The sequence below is a fragment of the Spirillospora sp. NPDC000708 genome, assembly GCF_040299565.1.
Taxonomy (GTDB): Bacteria; Actinomycetota; Actinomycetes; order Streptosporangiales; family Streptosporangiaceae; genus Spirillospora.
The window spans coordinates 110356-130790 of the sequence record NZ_JBEPCJ010000005.1 but is presented as its reverse complement, the minus strand read 5'-3'; the positions used below and the strand labels follow the sequence as shown (position 1 = coordinate 130790).

Here is a 20435-nt window from a genome sequence, read left to right as displayed (position 1 = left end):
CGTCGCCCCCAGACCTTTGACCTCGCGCCTGGTGTCTCCGGAGAGCGGTCACAGCACTGCTGTGGATCAACGCATGATCCACCGGACACGACCTAGGCCCAGGCGGGATCACGGCCGGTCAGGCCGAGGATGCGGTCCAAGGTGGGTGCGTCGGCCGGCACCGTGACCCGTGGTCCGTACATGCCCATCTCCCGCCCTTGCTCCACGCTGGCGAACACGGTGTCGTGCAGATGCGCCAGCAGGTCGGCGGGCAGTTCCAGCCGCTGCCCGGTCGCGACGGCCAGGTCCCAGCCGTGCATGGCCAGCTCGCCGGTGATCATGTCGCCCAGAACGGGCGCGGGCAGTGTCTGCGGCGTGCCCATGTCCGTCTCGCCCTCCCAGGCGCTCGGCGGCGCCCACGACGAGGTGATGTCGTCCAGCAGGGCGAGCAGGCGGCCGCGCCAGTCGCCGGCCGCCAGGTCCGCATCGGACTCGGCGGCCGCCGGCTGCGGAACGGACTCCTTGCGGCCGCCGCCGGCGAGCGACGGGCCCCAGAACAGGAGGTGGTTGACCAATGCCCGCACGTCGTACTCCGTGCATGGAGTCTTGTTGGCGAGCTGGTCGTCGGTGATGGTGCGGGCGATCGCGGCCATGGCCTCGGCGGCGTTGGACAGATGTGACATGGCGGCGACGCTAGGCGGCCGGGGCGGGAGGGGTATTGGACAAAGGCGACGTACACTCTGCCGAGTGGAGCGGGACGTTCGTGAGCTGCGCGGTGCTTGGAGCAGGTATCAGCGCCACACGTTCCACGATCCGTCGCCGGCGCTCGCGCCATGGGTGGAGCGGCACTGGGAGGCTCGCTGGGACTACGCCGAGCCCTACCGGCAGAAGATCGTGCCGTACCCGAACGTGCACCTGTCGTTCGGCGGCGGACGTGCGGACGTCAACGGCGTGTGCAGCGGCTACCGGATCAAGGTCCTCGAGGGCCGTGACCACGTCTTCGGCGTCGCGTTCCGGCCGGGCTGCTTCCGCCCGTTCCTTGGTGCCTCCGTCTCGGCGATCACCGACCGCGTCGTCCCGGCGACCGAGGTGTTCGGCCCGGACCTGCCCGCGACGCTCGACGTGCCGACCGTGGAGGCGTTCCTGCTGGAACACCTGCCAGACGACGACCCCCGGGTACGCCAGGCGGTGGCCGCGGTCGAGCTGATCGCCAAGGACCGGGCCGTCACCAGGGTCGAACGCCTCGCCGGCGAGTTGGGGCTGAGCGTGCGGGGGGTGCAACGGCTGTTCGCGGAGTATGTCGGCATCGGGCCCAAGTGGGTGATCCGCCGCTTCCGCCTGCACGAGGTGACCGCACGCATGGCCGCCGGTGGGACGATCGACTGGGCCGCGCTGGCGGCGGACCTCGGCTACGCCGACCAGGGCCACTTCATTCGCGACTTCAAGGGCATGTTCGGCGAGCAACCGACCTGGTACGCGCAGCGGTATTGAGACTTTGAGGCTTGTTCGGGCCGGACCGTCAGCCGCAGGTGCGGGTGTTGCGTGCGAGCGCCGTCAGGGCCGCGCAAGGGCCGACGTCTTCCAGGCCGTAAAGGTCGATGGCATTCTCCAGTCCCTTGGCCCTGGCGCCTCGGCGAGTTTCTCCGTCAGGCGCGACAGAGCCGGAAACCGTACGGTCCGGTCCCGGGTGCCGTGGCAAGATCAGGCGGGGCGAAACCGAGGGTGAGGGGCCATTGTGCAGGATCAACTCCTGGGAGGCCGCTACCGGTTGGTGCGGCAGCTCGGCGAGGGCGGCATGGGCGAGGTCTGGGAGGCACAGGACGAGACCCTGGATCGGCGGGTCGCGGTCAAGGTGATCTCGCTGCTCGGCGGGGGCGGAAGCCGCGCGAGCGAGGCGCGTGCCCGGTTCCTGCGCGAGGCCCGGATCACGGCTCGTCTGCAGCATCCGCACATCGTGACCGTCCACGACCTCGGCGAGAGCGGCCCCGAGAACGGCAACGCCCCGTTTCTGGTGATGGAACTGGTCCGGGGCGAGGGGCTGGACGCCGAGCTGGCCCGGGGCGATGTCAGCCTGGAAGAGGCGGCCAGGTGGGGCGCGCAGGTCTGCGAAGCACTGACCGAGGCGCATGCGGCGGGCGTCATGCATCGGGACATCAAGCCGTCCAACATCTTCATCACGCACACCGGCGCGGTGAAGGTCCTGGACTTCGGCGTCGCGCGAGCGGTCGATCCCAACGCCACCGCCGACCGTCTCACCCAGACGGGGTTCATCGTCGGCACGCCCCCGTACATGGCCCCTGAGCAGGCACGCGGCTACCCCGAGCCCAGGAGCGACCTCTACGCGCTCGGTTGCCTGCTGTTCGAGCTGATCACCGGCCGGCTGCCCTTCCACGCACCCGACAGTGTCGGCTATCTGACCGCCCACCTCAGCCAGGAGCCACCTGCTCCTAGTTCGGTGCAGCCCGGCATCCCCGGCTCGTGGGACGGTCTCCTACACGGACTTCTGAGGAAGGACCCGGCCGAGCGGTACGAAACCGCCGCTGACGTCTCCCGTGCCCTGCGGCAACTCGACCAGGCGCCCTCGCGGTCACTCTCGCCACGGCCTGGCTCATCGGGCATTTCGTCCTCATGTCACGTCCGGGCCGGCGTGCGGCGGTGACGAAGGTGACCCGGTTCGTCCTGCCACTGCTCCTGTTCGGCGTCTACGGCGCAGTGATCGCCGGTACGGCTGGGCAAGAGGGGGCTACGGGCGGTACTGGTGGACGCTGGCCATCTCGACCGTCGCTCTCGTGAGCCTGCTCGCCTTCGCCGCCGCGCTCACACCGCGGACCGGACTCTGGACCCGCAGAGCGGGCTATGCACTCGCGGCCTTCACTACCATCGCGGTGCTCGACTCCGGAGCCACTCTGGTGGACCGCTCCGTATCCGTCACCCCCTACATCGCCTTCGTCCGCCCGGAACCGGGCACGGTCCTCCCTGCGGTCCTGACCATCGCGATGTACTGCGTCCGCGAGATAGCGACCCGCCGGGCGGCGGACGCTCATCGCATGTCCGACACCGAGGTGTCGTTGCCGTAGCGATTCCAACGACCCACTCGAAGACACTGCGGAGAGGCATGGAATGGGGTGTTGGACCGCTTACGTCTTGCGGGCCGAAGACGGCTCCTGCTGGACGATGGGCGAGAAGTGGGGAGACTGGTGCCTCGCCAAGGAAAGCGATCGCATTCGGATCGTCGAGTCGATCTTGCGCGGTGGCGTGGCGGTGGACGACGACTCCGCACGTGGTCTCGTGGACTCGTGGTTCTGCCGTGGCGTCGTCCTCGATCTCGTCACGCACCGGTATCGCTTTTTCGGCTGCGACCTCCAAACTTTGCAGCCGGGCGTGAGTTACCTCGAAAGCACCGCCGTGCGGGTGGCTTCGGCTCCTGGATGGTCGGGCTGGGATGTCGGTTATGCATGGAGCGGACGCGAGGGTCTCGTCGAGGTGGTTTCAGAGGCCAGGCCGGCCGAGGAAACCGTTCACGCCGGCGCGGTGATCGATCTTCCCTCACGCCGGCTTCGCTACTGGACGACAGAGAGCGTCCCGCCCCAACTCGTGGCGAAAGTGGCCGCCGCATGGCCTGGCTGGACCGTCGAGCGCCTGCCACTCGGGTTCATCGGGCACCTGGCCGCCACCGGCCGCGATGACGAAGACCTGTTCATGACGAATGCCGAACTGCGCGACGGTGGATGGGAAGAAGACCTCATCGACATTCGAAATGGCGAGCGCATCGCATTGACCATCGATCCGAGGACCCTGCGACCACCCGGCGTTCGCGTGATCGACGAAGCCTGAACTGAAAATCGACATCTTGCGGCGCCTCACTTGGATTCGAGTCGACCCATCGGGTGCGGCGCGCCGGTGAGTTCCGCTGGCGCCGCCGTCCAGGCGGAACTGTCGATGCCGAGGACGCGGCGCAGGTAGACGAGGGTGATCTGCTGGACGAGGACGACGCACGCATCACCGGAAACGGAAGCCGATCGCGTTCCTCGTCGACCGCGGCCGGACTCCTTAGCGGAGGTGCTCTCCGGCGAGGTAGCGCTCTTTGAGCAGGGACTTGTGGATCTTGCCGACCGGGGTCAGCGGAACTTCGGTGGTGATGACGAACTGGCGGGGCACCTTGTAGCCGGCCAGCCGGTCCCGGCAGTAGGCGGTGAGCTCTTCGGCGGTGGGCGGCTCGCCGCCCTGCCTCGGCACCACGTAGAACCGTCCGACCTCGCCGAGGACCTCGTCGGGCACTCCGATCCCGGCGGCCAGCGCGACCTTGGGGTGTGCGGTCAGCAGGTTCTCGATCTCCACGGGATAGACGTTGAATCCGCCCTGGAGGTACATCTCCTTCTTGCGCCCGCGCAGGACCAGGTGCCCGTCCGGCTCCATCGTGACCACGTCGCCGGTGGCCAGCCAGCCGTCGCGGTGGAACACCTCGGCCGTCTCCTCCGGCATGTCCCAGTACCCGGCGGCCACGCAGGCCCCGCGGATGTGGAGCTCGCCGGCCTCCCCGGGCGGGAGGGCCGCCCCGTCCGGTCCGGTCACCCGGGCCTCGAAATCCCCGATCACCTTGCCGAGCGTGCGCGAGACCGTCTCCGGAGCGTCCTCCAAAGGCGAGAGCACGCAGGCTCCCGACGACTCCGACAGGCCGTAGAGCCCATGCAGCGAAGCCTGCGGGAAGCCGTGCCGGATCGCCTCGACCAGCGCGGGCTCCACGTTCGAGCCACCCGCCACGCATCTCCGCACCGAGGACAGGTCGCGGGCGGCGAACGTCTCGTGGCCGAGCATCAGCACGAACATCGTCGGCACCCCGCTCAGCAGGGTGACCTGGTGCTGCTCGACGGCGCGCAGCGCTCCGTCCGGGCTGAACGCGGGCAGGAGCGCCACCGAGGCGCCGCTCACCAGTGCCGCCATGATGGTGCAGGTGATGCCGCCGACATGGTTGAAGGGCAGGTGCCCGAGCAGGACATCGGCGTCGTCCGTCCCGAAGTGGGCGGCCTGCGCCGACGCCGAGGCCAGGATGCTGCGATGGGTGATGACCGCGCCCTTGGGACGCCCGGTCGTCCCCGATGTGTAGAGGATCATCAAGGGGTCGTCGGGGGTCACGCTCCCGCGCGCTTCGGCCAGCGCGGACGGGGCGGGCGGTGCCGCCGCCAGCTCGTCGAAGGTGCCGCTGCCCGCGAAGCCCTCGCCGAAGAAGACATAGTCCGTCACCCCGGGCGTCCGTTCCCGGAACCCGTCGAAGAACGCGGCGAAGTCGAAGCCGCCCGCGCTGTCCACGCTGATGACGGTGCGGGCGCCGCTCTGGCCGAGCATGTACGACAGCTCGTTCTCGCGGTAGCGCACGTTCAGCGGGACGACGATGGCGCCGATCCGGGCCGCGGCGAAGAAGACGGCCAGCCACTGCGGCGTGTTCAGGCCCAGCAGCCCGATGCGGTCACCATGCCCGACCCCGCGCGCCAGCAGTCCGGTCGCGACGCGGTCGGTCAGCTCGTCGAAGGCCGCGAACGTCACGGTCTCGCCGCCGTCGTGCAAGAACGCCTTGTCCCTGGTCGTCGCGTGCTCCAGGACCGCCCCGACCGTCATAGCCCGCATGCCGTCCTCCCAGGCCGGTGATCGTTCAGACCATCACATGGTCGGTCCCCGCGCCGCCGGTTATCAGTTCTTGCGGCCGATTCCTCCGTAGAACCAGGTCCGCTTGGCCTCTTCGGCGCTCACCGGGTGCTCGGGGCGCCACAGCGGAGCCCAGACCAGGCCCGGTTCGGCCAGTTCGAAGTCGCCGAACAGGCCGGTCACCTGGGCGTGGGTGCGCGGCGTCCCCGGCGCCGAGGTCTGCCTGTACACCTCGACGACCCTGGCGACGACGTCGGGGATGCCGTCGGCTGAGGCATGAGTGAGCGCCAGGTGGCTGCCCGGCGGCAGGGCGGCGCGCAATTCCGCCATGATGCCGGGCGGATCGTCCTCGTCGGAGATGAAGTGAAGGACCGCCACCAGCAGGAGCCCCACCGGCCGGTCGAAGTCCAGAAGCTTGATCTCCGGGTGCTCCAGGATGTCCCGCGGCTCGCGCACGTCGGCATGGATCATCCTGGTGGTGTCCGAGCCGGCGAGCAGCGCCCGCCCGTGGGCGACGACCTGCTTGTCGTAATCCACGTAGACGACCCGGGCGCCGGGGTTGACCGCCTGGGCGATCTGGTGGACGTTCTGCTGGGTGGGCAGGCCCGTGCCGATGTCGAGGAACTGGTCGATGCCCTGGGACGCCATGTAGCGCACCGCGCGCCCGAGGAACGCCCTGTTCCCGTTGATGGTGGTCAGCAGCGTCGGGTCGGCTTCCATCGCCTCCTCGGCGCGGCGCCGATCCGCCTCGTAATTGTCCTTCCCGCCGAGGTAGTAGTCGTACATCCGCGCGATGCTGGGCACACCCGGATCGAAGCCTCTGACGGCCTGAGGCCGTTCGCCCACCTTCTACTCCTCAACAGAGAGGGTGCTGATTGTGATCATTATGATGCCATGCGCGGCTTCGTGGGGGCTGAAGACGATCGTGAAGGGGGTTGGCCGGTCTTCGGGGTGGCGCGGTCGATGATCGGGGCGAGGTCGAGGCCGGCGGGCGGGATGCCGAACAATCCACATGAGACACGCACTTAGAGCCGCGCCAGTAGGGCGTGGGTGTGGGCGCGTTCGGCTTGTGCGTCCAGGTGTTCGAACGAGGTGAGGGCGTGGGCGAGTTCGGCGCGGTCGTCGTGGAGGCGTCCGCGGGCGCGGGCGAGGCAGGCCGCGGCCCAGGCGTTCTCTTCGGCGAGCGGGGCGGCCGCCGCCAGCAGATCCGCCGCGTCGGGCAGGGCTGCGGCCACGGCCAGTTCCGCGCCCGCCGCCCGCGCGTAGGCGAGGTAGTTGTCCAGTGGGGTGTCGACGGTGAAGGCCGTGCGTACGAGGGGTTCGGCGGTGTCGTACCGCTCGTCGTGGAGGGCGAGGCGGGCGTTCACGAACGCCGCGACCGGTGCCGTGTCGAGCGCTCTACCGGCCATCTCCGCGGCGTGCGCCCGCCACCGCGCCACCTGCCCCGGCCCCGCACCCGGCTCGTCGAGCATCCCGGTGGCCAGCACCGTCAGGCTCACGGCCGGCAGCATCCAGAGCGGGGCGGGGCGTCCGGCGCGTTCCCATTGGTCCAGCATCCGTTCGGCGTGTTCGACTGCGTCGTGGAAGCGGCCGGTCAGCGCGAGCGGCTGGACGAGGCGGCTGGCCGTGATGTGGGTGTCGCGCAGCAGGTCGTCGTCGATGCCGGCGCGGGCGGCGGCCAGCGCGCCGGGCAGGTCGCCGGTCATGATCGCGTAGGTGCAGGCGCGGCCGTAGGTGTTGCAGATCTCCGGTGCGCAGTACGGGTCGTCGCGGTCCATGGACGGCAGCAGCGCCAGGCGTTCGCGGGTCACGCGGTCGGTCTCGCGCACTCGTCCGGCGTGCAGGGCCGCGGTCCCGGCGGCGCACAGGCCGGCGCTGACCAGGACCGGGTCCGCGGTTCCCCGGGTGGCGGCGAGGGCGGCGGCGGCGAGGGCGGGGTCGGGTGCGCCTTTGTCGGGGCCGGCCAGCCAGGCGCGGGCCAGCGCCAGGCGCGCCGTGACCTCCGGGTTGTCGGCGGGTGCGGCGGCGGCCGCCTCGCCAAGCAGGTCGCGCAGACGCTCGTAGGGGACGCTGGTCTCGAACGCCTCGGGGAACCGGCAGGCCGTCTCGACCGCGCGGGCCAGGTCGATCGCCCGGCCGCGGTCGTCGCCGGCCCGTGCCGCCTGTTCGGCGGCCTCCAGCAGCAGCTCGTACACGTGCTGGTTGGACGTGGTGCTGACGTGCGCGCACCCGGCTCCAGCGCGCAGGTCGCGTGCCGCCGACGCGGCGCTCGGCGCGACCGCGGCGGCGGTCCGGTGGTGGGCGTAGGACTCCAGCAGGTGGCGGCGGGCGTAGGTCAGGTGCGCCAGCGCGCTCGCCAGCCGGTGCGTCACCTCGCCCGGGCCGCCGGCCGCGGCGAGCGCGGCGCGCAGGTCCGCGGCCATGGCGTCGAAGTCCTCACGCCAGGTGGGATCGCTGATCCTGCTCTCCGCGGCGGATGCCGCGCCGGCGGCCCAGCGAAGGTGGTGCGCCCGGGTCTTGTCCTCCTCGCCCGCGGCCGACATCTGCGCCAGCGTGAACGCGCGGACTGTCTCCAGCAGGCGCCAGCGGCTGACCCGCCCGCGCACGTGCACCACCAGGCTCTTGTCGACCAGCCGGCCGAGCAAGTCCGCGACGCAGGCGCGGTCGCCGCCGACAGCGGCCGCGGCGTCCAGGTCGAAGGCCCCGACGAACACCCCGAGCCGCCGGAACAGCGCCTGCTCCTCCTCATCGAGCAGGTCGTAACTCCACGACAGGACCGCGCGCAGCGAACGGTGCCGCTCATCGCCGCCGCGTACGCCCGACAGCAGCCGCAGCGCGTCGTCGAGCGCCGCGAGCAGTCCCGTGGGGCCCAGTGACGCGCTCCGGGCTGCGGCCAGCTCGATCGCCAGCGGCATGCCGTCCAGCCGCGCGCACAAGTCGGCGACCACCGCGGGTTCGGCCACGAACTCCGGATCCGCGGCCAGCGCCCGGTCGTGGAACAGCCGCTCGGCGTCCGAGCCCAGTGGCAGCGGGGCGATCGGCACGGTGCGCTCACCCGGGACGCCGAGGCGTTCGCGGCTGGTGACCAGGACGCGGGTGCCAGGGCAGGCGGCCAGGATCCGCTCGGCTAACGCGGCGGCCTCGTCGATCACGTGTTCGCAGTTGTCCAGCACGAGCAGCGACCGCCCGGTGCCCAGCCGCGCTGCGACCGCCTCCTCCAGCGGCTGATGCGAGCCCTCGGTCACCCCGAGCGTCGTCGCGACCGCGCGGGCCACGAACCCCTCGCGCACCGGCACCAGGTCCACGAAGGCCCCGCCGGACGGGAACAGCGCCACGGCCTCCCCGGCCGCCACCGCGGCCAGCCGGGTCTTGCCCACCCCGCCTGGGCCCAACAGCGTCACCAGCCGGGCCTGCTCGACCGCGGCCAGGACGGCGGCGCGCTCGGCCGCACGGCCCACGAACGTCGTCCCGGGCACCGGCAGCCCGGCCACTCGGCCCGGCTCCCGTTCGCCGGCGCGGGCCAGCTCGGCCAGCGCCCACCGGTCGGCCATGCCGTACTTGCGCAGCAGCGACGACACGTGGCTCTCTACCGTGCGCACGGAGATGTGCAGTCGATTCGCGATCTGCGCGTTGGACAGCCGCGCGCCCAGCGCGCCCAGCACCTCGGCCTCCCGCTCGGAGATCCGCTCAGCCACCGATGTCCCCTTTCCGTGGTGGCATCCGTGGTGCTCTGCGGTCGGCACGGATGACCACAGGTCCCTTCGGGGCGGACGCTGGAAGCACACCCGCCAGGGAGGCACCATGAACACCCTAACCGCGCGCTCCGCCGCGGAGCTGGACGAACTGGTCATCGCGGTCCGTGCGGCCGTCGCCCGCGACGCCGGCTGGCGCGACACCGCGTCGTACGTGGGGGACGCACTCCGCGAGCACCTACCCTCGCCCGCCCTGCTCACCGCGGACCAGCTCGCCGGCGAGCGCGGCACCTACCGCAGCCACCGCCTGCATGTGGAGCCGGACGGCTCGTTCTCGATGGTGGCCATCGCCTGGCATCCCGGCGCGCTGACCCGCATCCATGACCACGTGACCTGGTGCGTGTTCGGCGTCCTGACCGGTGTTGAGCACGAGGAGCTGTACACCCTCTCCGACGACGGCACGTCCCTGATCGAGGCCGGCCACAACCCGAACCGAACCGGCGACGTCAGCGCCTTCGCCCCGCCCGGCGACATCCACCGCGTCCGCAACATCGGCGACGAGACCGCCGTCTCCCTGCACATCTACGGCACCGACCTGAACCGCATCGACTCCAGCGCCCGCCGCTTCTACGACCTCCCCGTCCAGAACTGACCGGAGACACGCCTTGACCACACCGGACGAGACCACCGAGATCCTGAACCGGCCGCTGAGCCGGGAGCTGCTGGCCCGCGACATCACCCGCCTGGCCTACGTCGCCAAGGACGGCACGCTGCGCAATGTCCCCGTCGGGTTCGGCTGGAACGGCACCGAGATCGTCATGTGCACCGCGAAGAACGCCCCCAAGCTCGCCCACCTCCGCCAGAACCCGGCGGTCGCCCTGACGATCGACACCGAGGTGCATCCGCCCAAGATCCTGCTCATCCGCGGCCGGGCCGAACTCGACGTCACCGACGGCATCCCAGACGAATACCTCGAGATGAACACCACCTACCAGATGACGCCCGAGCAGCGGGTCGAACGGGAAGCCGGGGTGCGGTCGCTCTACCGCGAGGGCATGGTCCGCATCGTCGTCACGCCGACCTGGGCGAAACTGATCGACTTCGAGACGACCCTTCCGACCGCCGTCGAAGAACTGATCCAGCAGCAGTCCGAACGCCAGGCCACCGACTCCTGAGAGCACGAGCCATGACACTTCGCATGGACCACGTCGGCATCGTCGTCGCCGACCTCGAGGCCGCCATCGCCTTCTTCACCGAGCTCGGCATGGAGCTGGAGGGCAGGGCCCCGATCCAGGGCCGCGCTGCGGAGCGGGTCAACGGGTTCGACGACCTCCACGCCGACATCGCGATGATGCGGACTCCGGACGGCCACGGCAAGCTCGAACTGACGACGTTCCACTCGCCGGCCGCGATAGGCGCCGACCCCGACCCCGCACCATCGAACACGCTGGGCCTGCGCAGCATCATGTTCGAGGTCGACGACCTCAAGACCACCGTCGCCCGCCTGCGCCCCCACGGCGCCGAACTCGTCGGAGAGATCGCGCAGTACGAGGACGCCTACCTGCTCTGCTACCTCCGCGGCCCCCAGGGCATCATCGTCGCGCTTGCCGAGGAGCTTCAGTGAGCGGTCATCACCGACATCCGCGCCACGTCAGAAGTGACGAGGATTCCAGTGGCGATCCTCTCCACCTCCGTCGCATCGCCCACGCGTCCCTGTGGCTGACGCGCACGCCGACTCCCTTCCGGAGGTGGGTGAGTCCGACCGGTCCCGGGTGAGGAGACCAGGGGCCGGGCCAGGCTCTGACTGGGTGATCTTCCGGCCATCGGCGCCGCCGTCCGCGCTCACCTCCGGCACGTAGACGGGCGGGACGAGGACGACCGGGCACCGCGGGTGCCTCAGGCAGGCGGAGGCCACCGGCCCGGGACGCACCTCCGGCGAATGGCCGTCGGGGCGTCCGCCGAGGACGAGCAGGCGGGCGCCGGCCGCGCGGCTGATCAGCGCGCTCGCGCCCTCACCGCGAACCAGCTCCTGCCGGACGGATATGCGGGGGGCAGGGCCGAGGGTCCTGCGGACATCCGCGACCAGCCCGCTCCGGGCCCGTTCGCGCTCCTGTTCCGGGGACGGCCGGGCGGCTGCCACCGCTTAGGGGGCGAGCCATTCCCGGCTGGCCCGCCAGGCGCGGACGGCGACGAGTTCAACATGCCGTAGCTCCGCCTCGTCGGCCGCCCGCAGCAGTGCCGCCAGCGAAGCCGCCGACCCGTCCACGCCTACGACGATCCGATCGGTCTCGGGAAGGTGCGTCATGAAGGGACGGCAGGAGCGGACGTCCCGCGCCGGCGGGACGAACGACCCGGCGTTCACTCGCTCGGTCCGTCCCACGTCAGCCTCTCCACCGCTTCCGGGCCGTCGAGACCGTGCTCGGCGTCGGTGCCGAGCGCGGCCGCGACCTCGTCCGCCTGAGTGCGGTACGGCGCTTGCGCGGTCGTCATCCGAGCTTGGCCAGCCGCTCGTCGTACTCCTCCGAGGTGATCTCACCGCGCGCGTAGCGGTCGGCGAGGATCTCCCGGGCGTGCCGGTGCTCCGTCTGCTCGCTGATCGCCGGAGTGTCCCGCCGCGACGTCGCCGCACGCACGATCATCCACGCGACCGCACCGATGAGGACGACCCAGAAAATGATCATCATCGACCCCCAGATCCACATCCAGCCGGACCAGCCGCCGTTGCCCATGTGCCCCCATCCGTCGCCGGAAGCGGCGGCGGCGAGGACGTACCCGATGTTCATGGCCGTACCTCCTGACGGCTCCACCGTCTCCCGGCGGGCAGGCCGCCCGGCAGGGGCGAAGGTCCCCGGAACGAGCGACCCTCGGCCCCTCGCCCGGCGAGGGGCCGACGGGTGGTCCTCGGGATCGGAGGGAGGACGGCACCATGGACCGACAGTGCGTTCTCGCGGGTTTCGACGCGCCCCGCTTCTCCGCATGGGCTCCGCGCCCGGCGTCGGCGAGGCCCGCACCCCGGTCGAGGTGGAGATCGGTCCGCTGCTGGCGGTGCCGCTGGGCGTCGGGTCGTCCGCCCGCGGTGTCCTGACGGTCATCAACGCGCCCGGCGAGCCGCCTTTCTCCGAGGGGACGCAGCGGTTGCTGGAGGCGTTCGCGGGGCAGGCGGCGGTGGCGTTGGAGCTGGCCGAGCGGCGAGATGGCCGCGATCAAGATCACCCAGAAGCGGGAGGTCGCGGTCCGGGTCCAGCGGGCCGTGGACGATCTCGACGACACCATCCGCCAGATCCGCTCGTCGATCTTCGCGCTGCAGGCGACCGGGGACGAGGAGTCGTTGCGCAGCCGTGTCCACGCCCTGGTCGACAGTGCCGCCGAGCAGTTGGGGTTCTCTCCGTCCGTCCGGCTCGACGGCCTGCTCGACACCGCCGTCGACGAGGAGACCGGCGAGCAGCTCCTCGCGGTCGTGCGCGAGGCTCTGTCGAACGTGGCGCGGCATGCACACGCCGGGGAGGCCGTCGTCGCCATCGATGTCGGCGACGACCTGACGCTGCGCGTGGAGGACGATGGTGTCGGCATCGGCGAGGGCGGCCGCCGCAGTGGTCTGCGCAATATGACCGACCGCGCCGAGGCGTGCGGGGGTTCCTGCACCACCCGGCTGCCGCCCGGCGGCGGCACGATCCTGGCCTGGCGCGTCCCGCTCAAGAACGGCTGACCGCTCACGGCTCGATGCGATGCCGGTCGAAATCGGCCCACGCGGCGTCCCAACGCTTGTATCGGGTCTCGTCGAAGCGGCGCCGGAGGAGTTGGTAGGCGCCGAAGAAGACCGCGGCGGTCGCGGCCACCGTGCCCACGGCGTAGGCGGTGGTGTCACCGATCGTTCGCGCGTGCGGCCGTGGGGGGTCCTCCCTGACACCCGCCGGGCCGACCCAGACCCGCACGTGATCGCCCACGGACGCTCCGTGCCAGGTCTCGTAACTGCCGGTCCGGTGAGACCCGTTCGGGGCGACCCAGGACACCGTCACTCCGCGGGTGCGACTCGCTTCGTGGACCTTCACGACCGTCGCGTCGGTCGCATTGAAGACGGCTGCCTCGTGACGTTCGGTTCGTACACCCGACTCGTAAATGGCGCCGCTGACACGAACGGCCGCGACCGAGGCGACGGCGGTCCCGGCCATCAGCAGAATCAATCCGATCGACCACTGCCACCGGTCAAGTCCGCGTCGCAAGTCGTTCCGATCGAAGCCGCAGCTGCGGCGCCGGCGATCCATCGTGCGCTCAATCCTTGCCGGTCTCATAATGTCCTCTCGCTCAAGTCCACCTCGGCGAAGTTAAGACGCCGGCCCTCAGTGCGGCAGGGCCGTCCGGCCTGAAAATGGACGCTTTATGAGCGTGGAAACGGCCGGGAGACAGGACTTAGGTCCCGTCGATCATGCGCCGAACGGTCCTACAGTGCGTGTTTGCCGAGGTGTTGAGTTCGGGGTGGATAGAGAAAAGGCGATGCGATGGAAGGTGAGACGCGATGGCGGTCTCCGAGCACAAGATGAGTACCCGGCACGGGCACCACGCGCTGGTGCGGGTGGTGACCCCCAAGCCGCTGACCGAGTCGCCCGCGGCCCGGTACACCTGGGCGGTCGCGCGGCTGGCCCTGGGCTGGGTCTTCCTGTGGGCGTTCCTGGACAAGCTGTTCGGGCTGGGTCATGAGACCCCGGCCGCCAAGGCGTGGACCAAGGGCGGCAGCCCGACCGAGGGGTTCCTGAAGTTCTCTCCGAAGGGCCCGTTCGCCGGGTTCTACCACGACATCGCCGGCGCGGCCTGGGCCGACTGGCTGTTCATGATCGGGCTCGCCGGAGTCGGCGCCGCCCTGATCCTGGGGATCGGCATGCGGATCGCGGCGGCGGGCGGCGCGGCGCTGCTGGTCATGATGTGGTCGGCGGTCCTGCCCCCGGCCAACAACCTGTTCATGGACGACCACCTGATCTACGCGGTCGTGATCATCGGCCTGGCCCTGGTCAGCGCCGGCGACACCCTCGGCCTGGGCCGCTGGTGGGCCAAGATCCCCCTGGTCGAGCGCCTCCCGATCCTCAAGTGACCCGAAGCGGGATCCGCAGGGGCGCTCACTCCGGTGAGCGCCCCTGCGGCGTGCCGGTCGAGTTTCACCTTCCCCCGGCGCACGAGCGGGCCGGCGACCGGGGGAGACCACCAGGGGCAGGCGTCTCGGGCGGTGCGGGACGCGACGACGCTCGCCGCCCGGCGCCCGGCCGTATCGAGCGCCTCAGGGGTGACGATGTCGAAGTCGCGGTCGGGAACGTTCAGGAGCGCGATAAGGGTGGCGAAGATATTCGTGGGCTTCTTCCCGCGCGGTTCCGCCGCGCCCTGCAGGTTGAAGTTGCGCCAGGTGCCGCCTTCGCTGCCCCGCCCGAGCCGGTCGTGGACTTGGGCGAGGAGGTCGTGGACTTGGGCGAGGAGGTCGCGAGCCTCGGGTTCCCGGGTCGGCGAACACGACGTGGTCGAGGACCTGCGCGGCCCAGCGCGTCTCACCGGCTTCGAGGGCCGCTCTGGCCTTGGGCATGATGCTGTCCGCGCCGCCCATGAACTCGACGTGCTTCCTCGCCGACTCCTTCGGCGGCAGCTCCCGCAGGTGCCTGGGTTTGCGGTCGAAGGCCCGGAGCCCACACACCCGGGTCTCGCGCCGCTCCCGGGTGCCGAAGTCGAGGAAGCCGAGGTCGAGCGGCTTATTCAGCTTGTAGGCCCGGCCTCCGACGAAGAAGACGACGCCGCTGTCGGTCTCGCTCACGGCCGCGCCCACCTGGTCGGGCATCGCGTCTCACGCCCTCGGATAGGCGGTGCCGGTGGCGGCCCCGCAGCGGGCGCTCGCCGGCGTCGTCGGGCTTGAACTCCCCTTGGGCCCCGCCCGGAGGGCGGGCGGGGCCCACGTGGGACTCACAGGAACTCGGCCCGGTCCAGGGCGAACCTGATGAACTCCCCGCGGTCCCAGCGCCCGGTCCCGTACCACCATCCGGCCCGCACATGGGCAGGGACGGTGTAGCCGCCATAGGAAGCCTCCCCGCTGAAACGGGCGCCGAAGACATGCCGCCCGAACGCCCCGCCCTCCGGGGCGCCCCACCGGTCGAGCGTCAGCTCGGTCAGCGCGCCCTCCGGCGAGACGGTCACGGTGACCGAGTGCGCGGTGCCGCCGATGATCAGGTCGGCGCGGGCGCGGTCACCGCTGACCGGAGCCCACGACACGGTGGGGGACAGCGCCACGGCCGGGGCGAAGACGAACTCGCTCGCCAGCCGTCCCGCGGCGCTGCGGGTGATGTCGGGTCCGGAGGCCGACATGACGGGGACCGCGCCGAGCAGCCGCCAGCGCATCTCCCCGTCGCCGCCGCTGTAGCGGTCGAAACCCCTGACCGGCAGCCCAGCGACCCGGGCGCGGGCGGCCCAGACGAAGCCGTGCGGGGGACGCAGGATCTGGGTCGCGCGGAAGGCCCGCCAGGACCCGAGCCGTATCCGCCCGCGCATGTGCAGCAGCGCAGCGGGCGACAGCGGCGTGCCGGGCCGGATCGCGTGGCCCAGCCAGCGGCGGGCGGGCTCGGGCAGGTACCGGGTGATCTCCGGGTCGAAGGGCGTCCCGGACCCTGGGACCGCCGCGAGGTCCGTCCAGTCGCGCCCCGCCGCTTTCGTCAACCACGCAGGCGGCGGCGCCGGACGGGGATGAACCGGAACCGGCTCGGGGCGACTCGTGTCCATCGCGCTCCTCCTCCGTCGACGACCGATTACAGGGGACCGTCCGGACGCGTCCGGCGGGCACGGTCGTAGGTCCCTTGCCCCGCGGAGGATGGTCCCGTTCGCCGGGCGCCTTCCGGGGGTGGTCCGGGCGGGTCCTTCGGCCCTGTGCGGTGCCTCCCCGCGGTGGTGTGCTGGTCATGGCGGCGAAGTGGCGTCGTCGATCTCTGATCGGGGCCGGCCCCGCGGAGCGTGGAGCGGCCCGCCATGGCGGGGGAGGTGAGCGCGGTGGGCGTACTGACCGGGGAAGAGCTCGCTCATGAGCCGTTCCTGCGGGGCATGAGGAAGGCCGATCTGACAAGGCTCGCGACGGCGGGTCGCCGTGTCACCATCCCGGCCGCGCAGCGGATGTGCGCGGAGGGGCGGCCGGCGGATCGGTTCTGGCTCATCGACGGCGGGACGGTGACGGTCGACCGGCTGCTGCCCGATCGGTGCTCGATCGTCGAGACCCTCGGGCCCGGGTCCGTGCTCGGCTGGTCGTGGCTGTTCCAGCCGCGGCGCTGGGCGCACGGGGCCGTGGCGAGCACGCGTGTCGACGCCATCGAGTTCGATGCCCGGCTGGTGCGGACCCTCTGCGCGGTCGACACGGCCCTCGGGTACGAGCTGACGCGGCGGTTCGCGGAACTCGTCGTCGCGCGCCTCCGCGCCGCCGGGGGATCCGGCGGGACGACAGACCAGGGGAGCGGTACAGCGGTACGTCATGTGCGAACACTGCGGATGCCAGGCCATAGAGTCGATCAAGCGGCTGACCAATGAGCACGATCTCGTCGTCGACCTGATCGGTGAGGTGCGTTCCGCCGGCCGCGCGGGCGACCAGGACCCCCGGCGAGGGCCGTCGACTTCCCCGACCACTTCGAGGCCCTCGTGCACGAGCACCGCCTCGTCGGGGCCGCACTCTCCGAGGCGGCCCGAGCGGTGGAGCCGGGCGCGGAGCAGCGGCTGCTGGTTCTTCGTCCGGCTCACCCCCGAGAAGATCCGGGCGGCGCCTATCCCGCCCGGCCGCTGATCTCCTCGATCGCCTCCCACCGCGTGACGATGACGCTCCACGCGGTCCGCAGTGCGGGTTCGAGGTCGTCGGCCTCGAAGGTCAGGGGGCGTCCCGCCTGGACCGCGTCCATCTTGGCGCCGGGCGCCGTGGCGAACACCAGCGCGGTGCCGTCCATGACGAAGTTCACCGGCAGGACGGAGGCGGTGCCGTGGTCCCCGGCCCACGCGATCCGGCCGACCGCGGCGCCGCGCAGCAACGTCAGGCAGGCGCCGGTGTCGAGAGTCTGGAGTCCGGTGGTCATGGCGCCTCGATTCTGGTGCCCGCGCCGCCCGCGAGCAGGGCGGGCGCGTCGGCGAGGGAGCCGATGACCGCGACGGCGCCGGGCCGGTGCTCGGCGAAGCCGCAGGCCGCCTCCGCCTTCGGCCCCATGGAGCCGCTCGGCAGATCCATCGCGCGCAGCCGGTCAGGGGTGATGGCGCGGATGGGACGGGCGTTCACGGTGCCGTGGTCGCGCATCACGGCGGGGACGTCGGTGAGCAGCATCAGCGTGTCCGCCTTCAGCCGCTCCGCGAGGAGGGCGGCGGTGAGGTCCTTGTCGACGACGGCCTCGACGCCGTGGTGGTCGGGGTCGACCGGGACGCCGCCGCCACCGGCCGCGATGACCACGCAACCGCCGTCGACGAGCCGCCGCATGGTCGGAAGCTCCAGGATGTCGCGCGGTTCGGGGGAGGGGACGACCCTTCGCCACATGCGGCCGTCCTGCCGCATCGCCCAGCCCCGGTCCTCCCGCATCCGCCTGGCCTCGGCCGGCGGGTAGCCGCGGCCGATGAACTTGGTCGGATCATCGAAGGCGGGGTCGGCCGGGTCGATCAGGGTCTCGGTCAGCAGGGCGACGACCTCGCGGCCGGGAAGGGCGCGGCGCAGTTCCCGGATCAGCCAGTAGCCGATCATGCCCTGCGTCGCGGCGCCGAGGACGTCGAGCGGGTAGGGCGTGCTGAGCTCCGGGTCCGCGGCGCTCTCGATCGCCAGCAGCCCGACCTGCGGGCCGTTCCCGTGCGTGACGATCAGCTCGTTGCCGCCGGCCAGCGCCGCGAGGCCGCGGACGGCCTCGCGGACGTGGGCGATCTGGACGGCGGCGTCCAGGGGTTCCCCGCGCCGTAGCAGCGCGTTGCCTCCGAGCGCGGCGACGATCCTCATCGGTGTCCCTCCAGCCGGTCGGTCAGGAGGGCGTACAGGACGGCTTGGGCGGCGGGGAGCCGGTTGGCGGCCTGCCGGAAGGCCAGCGAACGGCCGCCGTCGATGACGGCCGCGGTGACCTCCTCGCCGCGGTGGGCGGGCAGGCAGTGCATGAACACGGCGTCCTCGGCGGCGCGGTCCATGAGGTACTGGTTCACCTGGTAGGCGGCGAGCACGTCCTTGCGGTGCGTGCGTTCGTCCTCGGAGTCGCCCATGGACAGCCAGACGTCGGTGTAGACCACGCTCGCGCCGCTGACGGCCGCGACGGGGTCCTGCGTCACCATGATGCTTCCGCCGCGCCGACGGGCTTCGGCCTCGGCGGACGCGAGGGTCTCGCCGGTGGGCAGGTAGCCGTCGGGGGCCGCGATGGCGATGTCCATGCCGGCGAGCGTCGCGGCCTCCAGCAGGCTGCGGGCGACGTTGTTGCCGCCGTCGCCGACGTAGGCGATCCGGTGACCGCGCAGGTCGCCGAAGTGCTCCTTGACGGTCAGCAGGTCGGCGACGGCCTGAAGCGGGTGATGGCCGTCGGTCAGCGCGTTGATCACCGGTATCGGAGCGGCGGCGGCCAGGTCCGCGACGTCGGCGTCGGCGAAGGTGCGGATGACGACGGCGGCGGCGTAGGAGCCCATGACGCGCGCGGTGTCGCCGATGGTCTCCCCGCGCCGCAGCTGCAGCTCGTCCGGGCCGACCGTGACGGGGGTGCCGCCGAGGCGCGTGACCGCCGCCGCCGTGGACAGCCGGGTCCGGGTGGACGGTTTGGCGAAGTACATCGGGACGATCCGCCCGGTGAGCAGGCCGGGTTCGGCGGCGGGCTCGTCCTGGAACCCGGCGGCCAGCTTCAGCAGCAGGGACAGGTCGTCGGCGCTCAGGTCGGCGACGCGCAGCAGGTCCTTCACGGGGTCACCTCGTCGCGATGGAGGGGGCAGGTCATGCAGCGGGGGCCGCCGCGGCCGCGGCCGAGCTCGCCGCCCGGGATGGTGACGACCTCGATGCCGTGGCGGCGGAGCATGGTGTTGGTGGTGACGTTGCGCTCGTAGGCGACGACGACGCCCGGCTCGACGGCCAGGACGTTGTTCCCGTCGTCCCACTGCTCGCGCTCGGCCGCGCGGACGTCCTGTTCGGCGGTCAGGACGTGGACGTGGGCGAGGCCCAGGGCGCGGGCGATCGCGGGGAACAGCGCCTCGTTCTCGTGCACCGCGACTTCGCCCGCACGCCCCGGCGTCAGCGTGTAGGAGCGCAGCGGAGGCAGTTCGGGATAGACGGTGAAGACGTCCTTGCCGACCATCGTCATGACGGTGTCCAGGTGCATGAACGCCCGCCGGCGCGGCAGCCGGGCGGCGATGACGCGTTCGGCGGCTCCGGCGGCGAACAGGCGCTGGGCGAGCAGCTCGATGGCCTGCGGGGCGGTCCGCTCGCTCATGCCGATCAGGACGAGGCCGTTGCCGAGGACATGGACGTCGCCGCCCTCGATCGTGGGGAGGGTGAAGTCCGCGCCGGGGTACCAGACGGTCGGGGGCCGCTCGGCGAACATCGGGTGGAACCGGTAGATCGCGCTGAGGTGCAGGGTCTCGCGGCGGCGGGCGGGCTTGGCCATCGGATGCAGCGTCACCCCGCCGTACACCCATGCCGACGGGTCCCGGGTGAACAGGTGGTTCGGCAGCGGCGGCAGGACGAAGTCGCCGTCGTCGAGCGAGGCGAGCAGCAGGCTGTGGACGGCCAGGCCCATCTCCGCCTTCGTCAGGCCGCCGACGAGGTGCCGGGCGAGGGTGTCGGGGTCCATGCCGTCGAGCGCGGCCCGCACGGGGCCGGCCAGCGTCGGGCCGAGCACGGTCTCCGACGCGGTGTGGTCGAGCACGTGCGCCCGTGCCTGCTCGATCTTGAGGGTCTCGGCCAGCAGTTCGCCGAGGTAGTGGACCTGGACGCCGCGCTCGCGCAGGGTGTCGGCGAACACGTCGTGCTCCTGGCGGGCGCGCTTGGCCCAGAGCACCTCGTCGAAGAGCAGGTCGTCCTTGTTGTCGGGGGTGAGGCGGAGGAGTTCGAGGTCGGGGCGGTGCAGCAGCACCTGGCGCAGCCGCCCGACCTCGGAGGAAACGGTGAACACGGAGACGTCCTTTCAGGGG

General features: G+C 71.5%; 23 protein-coding genes and 2 pseudogenes. 11 read left to right on the top strand and 14 right to left on the bottom strand.

The genetic code is table 11. The annotated features are described in order from the left end of the window. Positions 1-92 precede the first annotated feature (92 nt). A complete protein-coding gene (locus ABT299_RS06140) occupies positions 93-662 on the bottom strand; it encodes a TIGR03086 family metal-binding protein (RefSeq protein ID WP_500249975.1) in 570 nt (189 codons plus the stop codon). 64 nt (positions 663-726) lie between these two features. On the opposite strand from ABT299_RS06140, the gene ABT299_RS06135 reads away from it, so the two are divergent. From ABT299_RS06135 to ABT299_RS06120, 4 genes are all read left to right on the top strand, one after another. Beyond that, positions 727-1470: a DUF6597 domain-containing transcriptional factor gene (locus tag ABT299_RS06135; protein ID WP_500249974.1), complete on the top strand. Its 744-nt coding sequence runs from the start codon at positions 727-729 to the stop codon at positions 1468-1470. Between the two features lie 244 nt (positions 1471-1714). Continuing rightward, the gene (locus ABT299_RS06130) at positions 1715-2638 is read left to right on the top strand and encodes a serine/threonine-protein kinase (protein ID WP_500249973.1); all 924 of its coding nucleotides are present in this window, start codon (positions 1715-1717) and stop codon (positions 2636-2638) included. A 130-nt stretch (positions 2639-2768) separates the two neighbouring features. After that, a complete protein-coding gene (locus tag ABT299_RS06125) occupies positions 2769-3056 on the top strand; it encodes a hypothetical protein (RefSeq protein ID WP_500249972.1) in 288 nt (95 codons plus the stop codon). Positions 3057-3153: 97 nt separating this feature from the next. Then, positions 3154-3813: a hypothetical protein gene (locus tag ABT299_RS06120; RefSeq protein ID WP_500249971.1), complete on the top strand. Its 660-nt coding sequence runs from the start codon at positions 3154-3156 to the stop codon at positions 3811-3813. Positions 3814-4029: 216 nt separating this feature from the next. On the opposite strand, the gene ABT299_RS06115 is transcribed toward ABT299_RS06120, so the two are convergent. The 3 genes from ABT299_RS06115 to ABT299_RS06105 form a co-directional block, all read right to left on the bottom strand. After that, entirely contained in the window at positions 4030-5601 is a 1572-nt protein-coding gene (locus ABT299_RS06115; protein WP_500249970.1) for a class I adenylate-forming enzyme family protein, read from the bottom strand. A gap of 63 nt (positions 5602-5664) precedes the next feature. Continuing rightward, positions 5665-6465, bottom strand: coding sequence for an SAM-dependent methyltransferase (locus ABT299_RS06110; RefSeq protein WP_500249969.1), 801 nt, complete (start codon positions 6463-6465; stop codon positions 5665-5667). A gap of 179 nt (positions 6466-6644) precedes the next feature. Next, positions 6645-9314, bottom strand: coding sequence for an ATP-binding protein (locus tag ABT299_RS06105; protein WP_500249968.1), 2670 nt, complete (start codon positions 9312-9314; stop codon positions 6645-6647). A gap of 106 nt (positions 9315-9420) precedes the next feature. On the opposite strand from ABT299_RS06105, the gene ABT299_RS06100 reads away from it, so the two are divergent. From ABT299_RS06100 to ABT299_RS06090, 3 genes are read left to right on the top strand one after another with little or no spacing between them, the layout of a single operon-like run. After that, positions 9421-9963 (top strand): cysteine dioxygenase family protein, encoded by a 543-nt coding sequence (locus ABT299_RS06100; RefSeq protein ID WP_500249967.1) that lies wholly within the window; start codon positions 9421-9423, stop codon positions 9961-9963. A 13-nt stretch (positions 9964-9976) separates the two neighbouring features. After that, positions 9977-10486 carry a pyridoxamine 5'-phosphate oxidase family protein gene (locus tag ABT299_RS06095; protein ID WP_500249966.1) on the top strand — a complete coding sequence of 170 codons (510 nt, stop codon included), beginning with the start codon at positions 9977-9979 and terminating at the stop codon, positions 10484-10486. A 23-nt stretch (positions 10487-10509) separates the two neighbouring features. Further along, a complete protein-coding gene (locus ABT299_RS06090; protein WP_500250038.1) occupies positions 10510-10935 on the top strand; it encodes a VOC family protein in 426 nt (141 codons plus the stop codon). A 27-nt stretch (positions 10936-10962) separates the two neighbouring features. On the opposite strand, the pseudogene ABT299_RS06085 reads toward ABT299_RS06090, so the two are convergent. The 3 genes and pseudogenes from ABT299_RS06085 to ABT299_RS06075 all read right to left on the bottom strand — a co-directional run bounded on the left by ABT299_RS06085 (position 10963) and on the right by ABT299_RS06075 (position 12094). After that, positions 10963-11616, bottom strand: a pseudogene (locus ABT299_RS06085) (universal stress protein). A 53-nt stretch (positions 11617-11669) separates the two neighbouring features. After that, positions 11670-11801, bottom strand: coding sequence for a cation-transporting P-type ATPase (locus ABT299_RS06080; protein WP_500249965.1), 132 nt, complete (start codon positions 11799-11801; stop codon positions 11670-11672). Continuing rightward, a complete protein-coding gene (locus ABT299_RS06075) occupies positions 11798-12094 on the bottom strand; it encodes an SHOCT domain-containing protein (RefSeq protein WP_500249964.1) in 297 nt (98 codons plus the stop codon). Before ABT299_RS06075 ends, ABT299_RS06080 begins: the two co-directional genes overlap by 4 nt. On the opposite strand from ABT299_RS06075, the pseudogene ABT299_RS06070 reads away from it, so the two are divergent. After that, a pseudogene (locus ABT299_RS06070) lies at positions 11985-12425 on the top strand (hypothetical protein); the annotation flags it as partial. The gene ABT299_RS06075 and the pseudogene ABT299_RS06070 sit on opposite strands and share 110 nt — an antisense overlap. 79 nt (positions 12426-12504) lie before the next feature. Beyond that, on the top strand, positions 12505-13017 hold the full coding sequence (locus tag ABT299_RS06065) for a sensor histidine kinase (protein ID WP_500249963.1): 513 nt from the start codon (positions 12505-12507) through the stop codon (positions 13015-13017). Between the two features lie 4 nt (positions 13018-13021). On the opposite strand, the gene ABT299_RS06060 is transcribed toward ABT299_RS06065, so the two are convergent. Beyond that, positions 13022-13573 (bottom strand): Rv1733c family protein, encoded by a 552-nt coding sequence (locus tag ABT299_RS06060; RefSeq protein WP_500249962.1) that lies wholly within the window; start codon positions 13571-13573, stop codon positions 13022-13024. A gap of 251 nt (positions 13574-13824) precedes the next feature. Here ABT299_RS06060 and ABT299_RS06055 point away from each other — a divergent pair, with 251 nt between their 5' ends. Continuing rightward, a complete protein-coding gene (locus tag ABT299_RS06055; RefSeq protein ID WP_500249961.1) occupies positions 13825-14394 on the top strand; it encodes a DoxX family membrane protein in 570 nt (189 codons plus the stop codon). A gap of 183 nt (positions 14395-14577) precedes the next feature. On the opposite strand, the gene ABT299_RS06050 is transcribed toward ABT299_RS06055, so the two are convergent. Both ABT299_RS06050 and ABT299_RS06045 read right to left on the bottom strand, forming a co-directional pair. After that, positions 14578-15099: an alkyl sulfatase dimerization domain-containing protein gene (locus tag ABT299_RS06050; protein WP_500249960.1), complete on the bottom strand. Its 522-nt coding sequence runs from the start codon at positions 15097-15099 to the stop codon at positions 14578-14580. Positions 15100-15245: 146 nt separating this feature from the next. Beyond that, positions 15246-15992: a DUF6544 family protein gene (locus tag ABT299_RS06045; RefSeq protein WP_500249959.1), complete on the bottom strand. Its 747-nt coding sequence runs from the start codon at positions 15990-15992 to the stop codon at positions 15246-15248. A gap of 327 nt (positions 15993-16319) precedes the next feature. Between ABT299_RS06045 and ABT299_RS06040 the strand changes: the two genes are divergently transcribed. Further along, the gene (locus tag ABT299_RS06040) at positions 16320-16847 is read left to right on the top strand and encodes a cyclic nucleotide-binding domain-containing protein (protein WP_387028192.1); all 528 of its coding nucleotides are present in this window, start codon (positions 16320-16322) and stop codon (positions 16845-16847) included. A gap of 230 nt (positions 16848-17077) precedes the next feature. Here ABT299_RS06040 and ABT299_RS06035 read toward each other — a convergent pair whose 3' ends face one another. Genes ABT299_RS06035 through ABT299_RS06020 form a run of 4 tightly spaced genes read right to left on the bottom strand, consistent with a single transcriptional unit; the run spans position 17078 to position 20416 of the window. Beyond that, on the bottom strand, positions 17078-17380 hold the full coding sequence (locus tag ABT299_RS06035; protein WP_500249958.1) for a pyridoxamine 5'-phosphate oxidase family protein: 303 nt from the start codon (positions 17378-17380) through the stop codon (positions 17078-17080). Continuing rightward, a complete protein-coding gene (locus tag ABT299_RS06030; protein WP_500249957.1) occupies positions 17377-18276 on the bottom strand; it encodes a carbamate kinase in 900 nt (299 codons plus the stop codon). The genes ABT299_RS06035 and ABT299_RS06030 overlap by 4 nt, the downstream gene beginning before the upstream one ends. Next, complete coding sequence (gene argF, locus ABT299_RS06025; RefSeq protein ID WP_500249956.1) at positions 18273-19211, bottom strand: ornithine carbamoyltransferase; 939 nt, start codon at positions 19209-19211, stop codon at positions 18273-18275. The genes ABT299_RS06030 and argF overlap by 4 nt, the downstream gene beginning before the upstream one ends. Beyond that, entirely contained in the window at positions 19208-20416 is a 1209-nt protein-coding gene (locus ABT299_RS06020) for an arginine deiminase (protein ID WP_500249955.1), read from the bottom strand. Before ABT299_RS06020 ends, argF begins: the two co-directional genes overlap by 4 nt. Between the last annotated feature and the right edge of the window lie 19 nt (positions 20417-20435).

Excerpts from the sequence above, each read along its gene's own strand:
- ABT299_RS06140 (WP_500249975.1), bottom strand. The coding sequence starts at position 662 with ATGTCACATCTGTCCAACGCCGCCGAGGCCATGGCCGCGATCGCCCGC.
- ABT299_RS06120 (WP_500249971.1), top strand. The coding sequence starts at position 3,154 with ATGGGCGAGAAGTGGGGAGACTGGTGCCTCGCCAAGGAAAGCGATCGC.
- ABT299_RS06115 (WP_500249970.1), bottom strand. The coding sequence starts at position 5,601 with ATGCGGGCTATGACGGTCGGGGCGGTCCTGGAGCACGCGACGACCAGG.
- ABT299_RS06100 (WP_500249967.1), top strand. The coding sequence starts at position 9,421 with ATGAACACCCTAACCGCGCGCTCCGCCGCGGAGCTGGACGAACTGGTC.
- ABT299_RS06090 (WP_500250038.1), top strand. The coding sequence starts at position 10,510 with ATGGACCACGTCGGCATCGTCGTCGCCGACCTCGAGGCCGCCATCGCC.
- ABT299_RS06080 (WP_500249965.1), bottom strand. The coding sequence starts at position 11,801 with ATGACGACCGCGCAAGCGCCGTACCGCACTCAGGCGGACGAGGTCGCG.
- ABT299_RS06075 (WP_500249964.1), bottom strand. The coding sequence starts at position 12,094 with ATGAACATCGGGTACGTCCTCGCCGCCGCCGCTTCCGGCGACGGATGG.
- ABT299_RS06065 (WP_500249963.1), top strand. The coding sequence starts at position 12,505 with ATGGCCGCGATCAAGATCACCCAGAAGCGGGAGGTCGCGGTCCGGGTC.
- ABT299_RS06060 (WP_500249962.1), bottom strand. The coding sequence starts at position 13,573 with ATGGATCGCCGGCGCCGCAGCTGCGGCTTCGATCGGAACGACTTGCGA.
- ABT299_RS06055 (WP_500249961.1), top strand. The coding sequence starts at position 13,825 with ATGGCGGTCTCCGAGCACAAGATGAGTACCCGGCACGGGCACCACGCG.
- ABT299_RS06035 (WP_500249958.1), bottom strand. The coding sequence starts at position 17,380 with ATGACCACCGGACTCCAGACTCTCGACACCGGCGCCTGCCTGACGTTG.
- ABT299_RS06030 (WP_500249957.1), bottom strand. The coding sequence starts at position 18,276 with ATGAGGATCGTCGCCGCGCTCGGAGGCAACGCGCTGCTACGGCGCGGG.